Annotated in this window: 8 protein-coding genes and 1 pseudogene; 2 read left to right on the top strand and 7 right to left on the bottom strand. The window is 53.1% G+C overall.

The features are described from left to right. Positions 1 to 433 (bottom strand): annotated as a pseudogene (locus tag FDW87_RS22270) (dicarboxylate transporter/tellurite-resistance protein TehA); the annotation flags it as partial. Between the two features lie 113 nt (positions 434 to 546). On the opposite strand from FDW87_RS22270, the gene ydcK reads away from it, so the two are divergent. After that, on the top strand, positions 547 to 1,527 hold the full coding sequence (gene ydcK, locus FDW87_RS10510; protein WP_115190559.1) for a YdcK family protein: 981 nt from the start codon (positions 547 to 549) through the stop codon (positions 1,525 to 1,527). Here ydcK and rimL read toward each other — a convergent pair. From rimL to FDW87_RS10485, 5 genes are all read right to left on the bottom strand, one after another. Continuing rightward, positions 1,519 to 2,064 (bottom strand): 50S ribosomal protein L7/L12-serine acetyltransferase, encoded by a 546-nt coding sequence (rimL, locus tag FDW87_RS10505; RefSeq protein WP_103928232.1) that lies wholly within the window; start codon positions 2,062 to 2,064, stop codon positions 1,519 to 1,521. The genes ydcK and rimL overlap by 9 nt on opposite strands. 102 nt (positions 2,065 to 2,166) lie before the next feature. Then, positions 2,167 to 2,391 (bottom strand): YdcH family protein, encoded by a 225-nt coding sequence (locus FDW87_RS10500; RefSeq protein WP_003833168.1) that lies wholly within the window; start codon positions 2,389 to 2,391, stop codon positions 2,167 to 2,169. A gap of 167 nt (positions 2,392 to 2,558) precedes the next feature. Continuing rightward, on the bottom strand, positions 2,559 to 4,214 hold the full coding sequence (locus FDW87_RS10495) for a glucan biosynthesis protein D (RefSeq protein ID WP_137379720.1): 1,656 nt from the start codon (positions 4,212 to 4,214) through the stop codon (positions 2,559 to 2,561). Positions 4,215 to 4,407: 193 nt separating this feature from the next. Then, positions 4,408 to 5,751, bottom strand: a complete 1,344-nt coding sequence (locus tag FDW87_RS10490; protein WP_016156596.1) for a VOC family protein — start codon at positions 5,749 to 5,751, stop codon at positions 4,408 to 4,410. Between the two features lie 120 nt (positions 5,752 to 5,871). Further along, positions 5,872 to 6,774, bottom strand: a complete 903-nt coding sequence (locus FDW87_RS10485; protein ID WP_137379719.1) for a manganese-dependent inorganic pyrophosphatase — start codon at positions 6,772 to 6,774, stop codon at positions 5,872 to 5,874. 230 nt (positions 6,775 to 7,004) lie between these two features. On the opposite strand from FDW87_RS10485, the gene pcaQ reads away from it, so the two are divergent. After that, positions 7,005 to 7,928, top strand: a complete 924-nt coding sequence (gene pcaQ / locus FDW87_RS10480) for a pca operon transcription factor PcaQ (protein ID WP_003020288.1) — start codon at positions 7,005 to 7,007, stop codon at positions 7,926 to 7,928. 45 nt (positions 7,929 to 7,973) lie between these two features. Here the strand turns inward: pcaQ and FDW87_RS10475 are convergent, their stop codons facing one another. Beyond that, positions 7,974 to 9,662, bottom strand: coding sequence for a methyl-accepting chemotaxis protein (locus tag FDW87_RS10475; protein WP_137379718.1), 1,689 nt, complete (start codon positions 9,660 to 9,662; stop codon positions 7,974 to 7,976). Positions 9,663 to 9,764: the final 102 nt, after the last annotated feature.

Genomic DNA, 9,764 nt, shown 5'->3' with positions numbered 1-9,764 from the left:
GACCCGGCGTGGTGGCTTCCTCTGGATGCGATCCACGCCACAACCCTGCCGTTTGCCAGGCGGCGTAGGCCAGCTGTATCACCACGCCAATGCTGAACAACCCAATCGCCAGCGGTCGATACCACGGGACAAAACCAATCGCGACCAGCATCGTTGTGGCCGGAAACAGACTGACAAAGCTGCTCATCACCGGGTGACGAATTTCCGCCAATACGCTCTGCGGAAAACGCAGTAAACGGCTAAGAAAGGCCAGCGTCAGCAGCCCCCAAATGACCATTGCGAGGATCACTAAACCGTCGCCAATCAAGTGACTCACTGGCCACACCTGACTGGCATAACGCCACGCAAACCCCATCCCAATGATGCCCAGTACCATGCCAAAATAACCGGCCGGAAGATTGAGGACCCGCTCACTCTGCTTGTTCTTACTCATTTTGTTTATTTTTTAAAGTATATTTGAAATGCATTTTATGGAATTTCCGCTGATTTAGCCAGTGCGGAAAACTTTGCTACGTTTAACTAAGGTGCGCAACATGGAAATGAGCTATGACCAAATATCGTCTCAGCGATGAGTCTCGATCCTTTAGTTACCAGGATAATGGCAATAAAAAAAGCGTATTACTACGCCAAATCATTGCGCTCACTGATTTTAATGATGTCCAGGCCGGCACGCCCGGTGGCTGGATCGACAATGAAAGCGTGCTGTCACAAAGCGGTGATTGCTGGATTTACGATGAAAACGCGCTCGCATTTTCCGGCGCGACGATTACAGGAAACGCCCGCATTACTCAGGCAAGCGTGGTCAGAGATGGCGCGCAAATTAGCGATGACGTGTGGATTGACCGGGCTGAAATCAGTCATAACGCGCAAATACGTGACAACGTCACCATTCAGGATTCTGTGGTTCGCGGCGAGTGCCTTCTCTTTGGTGATGCGCGCGTGATGTGTGACTCTGAAATCATCGCCGCCAGGGGGCTAACCCGTGAAAACGACCAGCTCCTGCAAATTTATGATCGGGCTTTTGTCAGCCACTCACGAGTGGTGCATCAGGCGCAGATCTATGGCGATGCGAAAATCAACTATGCCTTTATTGAACATCGGGCGGAAGTTTTTGATTTCGCACAGGTGGAAGGTAATGAAGAGAACAATGTCTGGATTTGCGATTGCGCCAAAGTCTATGGATATGCGCGCGTCATCGCCGGGAGCGAAGAAGATGCCATACCTACCCTACGCTACAGCTCGCAGGTGGCGGAGCACGCGGTAGTTGAAGGTAACTGCGTGCTGAAACACCACGTGCTGGTCGGCGGTCATGCGCAATTACGCGGTGGACCGCTCCAGTTAGACGACCACATCCTGATTGAAGGCCACGTCTGCGTGCTGGGCGAAGTGCTGATCGAGCATCACATTGAGATAACCGGTCAGGCGCATATCCAGGCGTTTGATGGCGATGCCATTCACCTACGCGGACCGAAAGTGATTAACGGTGAACAGCGCATTACGCGCACGCCTATCGCAGGTTTATTCTGAAGAGCCATCAATGATGCGGGCGTAGAGATTCACATCATAGTAATCACCATTAAGGAATTCCGCCTGTTGCATACATCCTTCCAGTTGGAAGCCATTACGTAGCGCCACCTGGTTACTCTCAACGTTTTCTACGCGACATTTAATCACGAAGCGGCGAATCTCCTGACGCTGCGCATAATGATGAATTAAGGCCTGTAGCGCCTGGGACATGATGCCTTTACCCTGATGCTCCTCATCCAGCCAGTAGCCGATATAAGCCGATTTGTTCAGCGGTTCTATCTGGTTAAACGAGATAACCCCGACCACATTTTCTTGCGCAAAAATCAGGAACATTTTGGCGTAACCGCGCTGGTGCAACATCATATTGCCCTGCACATTCTTGCGGGTGTCCTCCTCAGAGGCAACAAACTGCGGCCAGTTCAGCGACTGCTGGAGCCAGCTTTTATTTTTAAGCACCAACTGATGCAGAGGCGTGACGTGTTGCTCTTCTACGGCACGCAGTTCCAGCGTGTCATTGATGGTAATCACTTCTGACATTTTCATTCCGTTATGATGGTTAAGCAGGCCACCCTGCTTATCAAATAAAAACAGGAAGGGCTCCCTTTTGGAAGCCCTTTTACACAGCAAGCGCCGTTTTACTTAGCTCTCACTGACACTCTCTTTTTGCAATATTTTGAGCAGATCTTCCTTCAGGTGGAGTTTCTGTTTCTTAAGGCGAACAATGTCCAAACTATACCCCCGACCATCCGAACCTTCCAGTCTGGAGATCTCATGATCAAGGCTGTTGTGTTTTTCGAATAAGGACAGAAAGCGAGGGTTCTCGGATTTCAGTCGGGAAATAAGGTCTCTGTATTCTGGAAACATACTTTCTCCCTGTTAGTGGAAAAGAACGTGTATAAGAAATACACACCTCCAGAGTACCCACTTGACTTACAGAAAAATGCGAACGGGATCGAGTAAATAGTGTACAGAATGGTTGTGAAGAGGATTACAGATACGGCTCCCCATTCGGAGAGCCGTAAAGGGAGTGATTAACGCATCTCGCGGTCGTCAACGTACTGACGTTTATCCGGCGCTGGCGGGAAGTACTGATACAGCCAGGTTTCACTGATGGCGTCGCCCTGACAACGCAGGAACATACGCATATCTACCGGATCGGTTGAGTCAGAGGTCGGATACCAGTCAAACTGAATGCGATAACCGTCGATAGGTTCCACGTAAAGGATCTCAATCTGTTTCGCTTCACCGCTGGAGAGCGTAATCACCGGTTCAATACCCTTCGGCGCGGCGGCTTTTAGATCGCCACCAACGAAATCAACAGCAAAACGTCGCGCCCATTTTTCCGGGTAGTGCTCGCCCGGCGCCCATCCTTCCGGGAAGCCGCCCATGCCTGTTCGGGTCGCCATCACGCGAGCCAGCGGTGAACGCACCGGCGGCTGAGCGCTCCAGTACAGGCGATATTTGAATTCCAGATCATCGCCCGCTTTGATCGACCTTTCAGGCTGCCAGAAGCAGACGACGTTATCCAGCGTTTCGCCGGTCGTCGGGATCTCCATCAGGCCGATAGTCCCCTTGCCCCACTGGTTACGCGGTTCGACCCACAGGCTCGGACGCTTGTTGTACCAGCCCATGATATCCTGGTAATGGGAGAAGTCGCGATCGAGCTGCAGCAAGCCAAACCCTTTCGGGTTGTTATCGGTATAGGCGTTGAACTGCAGTTTTTGCGGGTTGTTCAGCGGGCGGCAGATCCACTCGCCATTGCCCCGCCACATCGCCAGACGGTCGGAATCATGAATTTGCGGGTGAATGGTGTCGCACATCCGACGTTCGTTGTTGCCGCAGCTAAACATGCTGGTCATCGGTGCAATACCGAGCTGCTTGATGTCTTTGCGCGCATAGATGTGGTTTTGTACATCCATGATCACCTGCGTTTTCTCGCAGTGGATCACGAACTTAAATGCGCCGGTTACGCTGGGGCTGTCGAGAAGCGCATACACGGTAAAGGAGGTTGCGCCCGGTTTGACCGTTTCGAACCAGAAAGAGGTGAAATCAGGAAACTCTTCTTTACTGTCGGTGTAGGTATCTACCGCCAGACCGCGGGCCGATAAACCGTACTGATAGGTGTCATCCACGGCGCGGAAATAGCTGGCGCCCAGGAAAGAAACGATATCGCGACGGGCTAATTCTGGCGCTTTAAACACGCGGAACCCGGCGAACCCGAGGTCAGTCTGCCCTTTCAGCTGTTTGGTATCCACGCCCGCATCATTGTATTTAAACAGTTCCGGGCGGAAGTGGATTTCGCGCGCCATATGCGTGCTGCCATCAACCGAGAACATGCGTACGCGGCGACGGAAGCCCATTCCCACATGGAAGAACTGCGCATCAAGCTGACGATTTTCAACATTGTTCCACAGAGACTGCTCTGCGTCATATTGAATGCTGTTGTAGGCCTGCGGCGTCAGTTTGGCCAGCGTGTCAGGTAACGCGCGCGGTGCGCCGCCCCAGGGCTTCTGTGCTAAGTCATGGGCCATCGATTGCAGAACGGAAAAATCAAAACGTACGGTTTTTCCGTCTGCAATGTCAGACTCTGCCGCAAAGGCGGCGCTGGAAAAGAGTGATGCAATACCACTGGTTCCGCACACGGCGGCCATTGCCATTGAACCTTTAATAAATCGTCTGCGATTCATGCCTGAAAGTAAGTCCTTCTGGTCGTGTAAATGGTCCCGCGCCGGCCATAATCAGCGGCAAGAGAGTGCACATTTCTGACCGCTCACTCTAGACAAAATTCATTAATAATCCAATTGTTGGTCGCCGATTATCTGTACAAAATCGAAAATATTTTATGTCGATGGGAACAGACCGAATCCCATGTAAATTCAATTAAAGTAAACCACACCGCCGTTTACTTCGATCTTGCGCCTCCTGATACAGCGCAAACTCATCATAAACCGCACACCCCAGCGCCTGTTCAAACGCGTCGCGGCTGGAATTACCGTGGCTACGAGCCTGAGTTTCATTCCCCAAATTAGACTGGAAAATCCCCGCGGCGCTCACCGGTAAAAAATCTTCGTAGGTAATGGGCTGAGCAACCAGCCAGCCCCGCTCAATGAGCGGTTGCGGGTCGTCATCCGGGCGAATCGCCTGTCGATGCGCCTCGCCCGACGGCGTCAGCCGGTAGCGGAACCAGGCAAGCCCCTGCTGGCGCAGCAGAAATTCGCTGTCCGGGAATGCTTTGAACACCTCCTGCAAATGCAGTTGATGCGTCAGGTTGTCTTTTCCCGTTCCCGCTTTATTCAGCAATTCGTCGTACAACGCTCTGCCTTTCGGCGTCAGGGCCACGCCGCGCTGTTCGATTTCACCAAAACGCGCCGTGTGAGTGCCACGCATTTCACCGGCAAATAACACCGGCTCTTCCAGCGCTTTAAAACTGGTCTGGCGCAATAAAATGGGCACCTCGCGGCGCGGCGGCCCTTCAATCAGTATTTTGGGTTCAATGCCGCACTCCGGCATCATCGACTGAACCCGGTCGATATCCAGCGTACGCGGCGTCAGATGGTTGATATGACACCCAGGGAAACACACCACATCAGCAATCAGCCGGTGCTCATTGTGCAATGCGTGATAGGTCGCCTCATCGACCGTGGCATGCTGATGCCAGCGGAAAGTTTCCAGCGCTTCTTGCACAAACTCCTGCGCCTGCTCAGGCGTAAAACTGCCCTGCACATCAAACTCATCCAGCAGTTCGTGACAACGACGGGTGAAAATATCGCGTTTCGCGAGGATCTCCGCGGCTTTTTGCCGTAGCGCGGCGTTTTCGATTAATTCGAGCCGCAATAACGAGGTGAATACCCGAAACGGGTTGCGCGAAAGCGACGCATCGTCAATGGGACGAAACGCGGTGGAATGCACGGGAACACCGGCCTGGGAGAGATCGTAATAACTCACCGGATACATGCCCATAATGGCAAACATCCGGCGTAGCGTAGAAAGCTCCTGCGCAGTGCCCACCCGAATGGCGCCGTGGCGCTCAACGTTTAGCCGGGCCAGCTCATCTGCATTCGCCAGTTTTTCATGCAGCGTAGGATTATTTTCCAGTACCGCCAGATTCACATCAGCGACAAGTTCCAGCAACGTGCCATATTGCGGGACTTCCTGCTGGTACATTGCTGACATTGCCTGCGAAAATTGTTCCCGAATCTCATCTGCCGTGATGGTGTTCGCCATAATGTCATGCCTCCAGTGAATATTACCTGGAGTGTAGAAAACGCCGCTGACTCCGGTGGGAAGAATTTACAAAGTGTGACCCCGCGTAAATTTCCCACCCCTACAGACGGTGAACAGAACCTACTGGCGTGGTTTTAAATGACTTTCCAGCCAGGGCAACATCTGTTTTTTACGGCTGAGCATCCCCTCCACCTTACAGGGCTGCGGGATGTCTGACAGCGCTGGACCGGCAAACCACAGGCTGGTGTCGCCCAGATTGATATCGGTGAGCATCAGTACAACCAGCGCGGCATTCTTTTCCTCTGCATAGCGCGCCATTTCCAGACGGAGATCGTCCAGCACCGCATCCACCTGTTGCAGCGCATACAGTTCAAGCTGCGCCACACACACCGAATGTCCATGAATGGTGAAGGTTTTAATGTCTTTCTGCAGAAGCTCGCGAGCGCTCATGCCTTCCACGCTTGTTTTAGCAGACAGCAGGTCGCGACTAAACGCCTCGAGATCCACACCGGTTTTTTGGGCCAGGGCCTCCACCGCCAGGCGATCGTCAGAGGTGGTCGTTGGTGAGCGAAGCGTGACAGTGTCACTCAATGCAGCACCCAGCAATAAAACGGCCTCAGCGGCAGACAACTGGCTGCGCTCCTCTTCCGTCATCAGTTGCCATAACAGCGTCGCGCTACTGCCGACTGGCATCACCCATACTTCAGGTGGCAGACGAGTGACTAATCCACCGAGTCGGTGATGATCGATAATTCCCACGACGTTACTTTCTGCCAGCGATGCCGGCCCCTGGGCAGGCTCGGTGAAATCGACCAGCCACACATCACGATCGGTCAGTTCAAACGTCAGCCGTTCAGGCATCGTCAGCCCCGCATGCTCAAAGATAAATTGCGTTTCGCGGTTAGGTTCGCCCAGACGCCATGCCGTCGCCTGCTGGCCACGTAAAGTAAGCCAACGCGCCGTCATGGCGGCGGTACAAATGGCATCGCTATCGGGGTTAAGGTGCCCTATTACATCTATCATTAATCAGTGCCTTGTGAAGAGAATGGTTCAAAAGCAAACAATAACGAAAGTATATCGACTGGACGGATTCTCTTCCATGATCCCACCACCCGGTGGCGCTGTACAAAACATAAGCAAAATAAATCAGTTGTAAGTAAAATGGGATAAATGTTAATAATATTTTGCTATCAAGTTATCAAAATCGAACAACTTCACTTGTCACCGATACGACTCTGTTTTTAACATCGCTTATGGAAAAAAATGTTCTGTTCAATCAGCGCATTCGCTTGCGCCACCTTCATACTTTTGTCGCCGTTGCACAGCAGGGAACGTTGGGCCGCGCGGCTGAGACCCTTAACCTGAGCCAACCAGCCCTCTCCAAAACGCTGAATGAACTGGAGCAACTGACCGGTACCCGGCTCTTTGAGCGTGGTCGCCTTGGCGCACAATTAACGCTGCCCGGAGAACAGTTTCTTACCCACGCAGTCAGAGTGCTGGATGCGCTCAACACCGCCGGACAAGCCTTAAACCAGCGCGAAGAGTCACAGACGGATGTTGTACGGATTGGCGCCTTACCCACCGCGGCCCTGGGCATTCTGCCGGCGGTCATTGGCCCGTTCCATAAGCAGCAAATGGAGACCACGCTGCAGGTTGCCACCATGAGTAATCCCATGATCCTGGCGGGTTTAAAGTCAGGGGAAATTGATCTCGGCATTGGCCGTATGGCCGATCCGGAATTGATGGTTGGTCTGAACTACGAGCTGTTATTTCTGGAATCGCTCAAACTGGTCGTGCGCCCTAACCACCCGTTGTTGCAGGAAACCATTACGCTGAGTCGGGTGATGGAGTGGCCGGTGGTGGTTTCACCAAAAGGAACCGCCCCTCGCCAGCACGCAGAGGCGTTGTTGCAAAGTCAGGGCTGCAAAATGCCGCCGGGCTGTATTGAAACGCTGTCAGCATCGCTCTCCCGCCAACTGACGGTCGATTACGACTATGTGTGGTTTGTCCCTTCAGGCGCGGTTAGAGAAGATTTACGCCAGGCGACGCTGGTGTCGTTGCCGATACCCACCCACGGTGCGGGTGAACCCATCGGCATTCTTACCCGTGTCGATGTGCAGCTCTCTCAGGCCGCGCAGATCCTGATCGCCGCAATACGCAAAACCGTACCGTTTTGATGCCAAAAATTAAGGGACCATCAGGTCCCTTAATTGATTTTATTGTTAAAACGTTTCCCAGTTATCGCCACTGGCAGTTGCCGCCTGCGGGCGTGAATGGTCAGGCTTTGTCGTCACAGGCGCGCGTTTAATAGCACTTGTCCCTGTTAAACGGAATGTGCCAACAGCTTCCGTTAAGCGCGCCGCCTGCTCTTCCAGCGATTCCGCAGCGGCAGAGGCTTCTTCAACCAGCGAGGCATTTTGCTGTGTTACCTTATCCATTTCTGAAATTGCCTGACTCACCTGGACGATACCCCGGCTCTGCTCATCAGAGGCCGCTGCAATTTCCAGCATAATGTCGGTGACGCGTTTTACCGCATCGACAATATCCGTCATCGTATTGCCCGCAGCGACCACTTCTCCGGAGCCCTGGTCAATCAGTCGGACTGATTCGCTGATCAATCCCTCAATCTCTTTTGCCGCCTGAGCGCTGCGGCTTGCCAGCGTGCGCACCTCACTGGCAACCACGGCAAATCCACGGCCCTGCTCTCCAGCCCGCGCCGCTTCAACCGCTGCGTTCAGCGCCAGAATATTGGTCTGGAAAGCAATGCTGTTAATCACGGCTGTGATTTCGGAGATTTTCTTTGAACTCGTTGAGATATTGCCCATGGTTTTGACCACGCCAGAAACCATCTGACCGCCCCGACTGGCCTTACCGGAGGCATCTTCTGCCAGCTTGCTCGCATGATGCGCGTTATCGGCGTTTTGCTTCACCGTCGCAGTCAACTCTTCCATGCTGGCCGCCGTTTGTTCAATCGCCGCAGCCTGTTGTTCGGTACGTGAAGACAGATCGGTGTTCCCCGCCGAAATCTCACTGGTACCGCGATAAATCTCTTCCGCGCCCTGACGCACCGTGCCTACCGTTGTCCCCAGCGAACGTTGCATTGTTTGCAGATGGCGGCTCAGGCGACCAATTTCGCTGCGCCCGGTCGGTTCCTCCGGCATGGTCAGATCCCCCGCTGAAATTTGCTCAATGCGCTGGGCGGCACGCAACAGAGGATGAATGACGGTACGACGCAGAACAATGAACGTCATCACGGTCAGCGCCAGCGCAAGAACAAATGCGCCCAGCATAAAAGCCATACCAAGCTGTGTACGCTGATGCGCCTGTTCGCTTAACTGATTCGCCCTGGTGGTACGAATGTCGATCGCCTTTAACAGCACCTTGTTGTAAGCAGAGTCCAGCGGTCTGGCCTGTTCATTTTCATGGTTGATGATCGCCTCAAACATGCCGTTTTTAGCGTACTTCAGCATCGGCTGTAAGCCGTCGGTATAGGCTTTGAAGCTGGCGCTCAGTTCAGCGTCTAACGCTTCATCGGCAGACGTTTTTACCGCGCGTGACATATAAGCATTGAAACCGTCCTGCGATTGCTTAATCCATTTTTCTGCCTCGGCGATATTGGCCTTCATGTCATCCATTTCGGCAATACGGCTCGCCGCGCCGGCGTGGATCATGTTGATACGCGCTGTACGCAAGTGGTTAGAGCTGTTAGATAACCCCATCCTGACCTGAATCTCATCGGTCACGTCACGCTGATCGCGATCGGCCTGCATAAGAAAATAGCTTGCCAGCCCGGAACTTAAGGCGAACAGCAGAAGGATGCCACCGAGAATGGAGGAAAACAGCGGAACTAGCCGGATTTGATGCAGAAAGCCCAGTTTATGCTGGGCTTGCATCGATGTAGTGTTGTCCATGACCGTCGACTCTCTTGTAGGGTTTATGCGTGAAAACACGCCCGTTAGATAGTCATCGGCAATCCGGGAAGTTTACTTACCGTGAAAAGCGCCGGATTCGTC

Origin of the sequence: Citrobacter sp. wls826 (genome assembly GCF_005281245.1) — a bacterium.
Taxonomy (GTDB): Bacteria; Pseudomonadota; Gammaproteobacteria; order Enterobacterales; family Enterobacteriaceae; genus Citrobacter; species Citrobacter braakii.
Note: the sequence above shows the minus strand (reverse complement) of the source record. Positions and strands in the feature narration are given on the sequence as shown.

Bases quoted from the DNA above. Each gene is read 5' to 3' on its own strand.
- ydcK (WP_115190559.1), top strand. From the start codon at position 547: ATGACCAAATATCGTCTCAGCGATGAGTCTCGATCCTTTAGTTACCAG.
- rimL (WP_103928232.1), bottom strand. From the start codon at position 2,064: ATGTCAGAAGTGATTACCATCAATGACACGCTGGAACTGCGTGCCGTA.
- FDW87_RS10500 (WP_003833168.1), bottom strand. From the start codon at position 2,391: ATGTTTCCAGAATACAGAGACCTTATTTCCCGACTGAAATCCGAGAAC.
- FDW87_RS10495 (WP_137379720.1), bottom strand. From the start codon at position 4,214: ATGAATCGCAGACGATTTATTAAAGGTTCAATGGCAATGGCCGCCGTG.
- FDW87_RS10490 (WP_016156596.1), bottom strand. From the start codon at position 5,751: ATGGCGAACACCATCACGGCAGATGAGATTCGGGAACAATTTTCGCAG.
- FDW87_RS10485 (WP_137379719.1), bottom strand. From the start codon at position 6,774: ATGATAGATGTAATAGGGCACCTTAACCCCGATAGCGATGCCATTTGT.
- pcaQ (WP_003020288.1), top strand. From the start codon at position 7,005: ATGGAAAAAAATGTTCTGTTCAATCAGCGCATTCGCTTGCGCCACCTT.
- FDW87_RS10475 (WP_137379718.1), bottom strand. From the start codon at position 9,662: ATGGACAACACTACATCGATGCAAGCCCAGCATAAACTGGGCTTTCTG.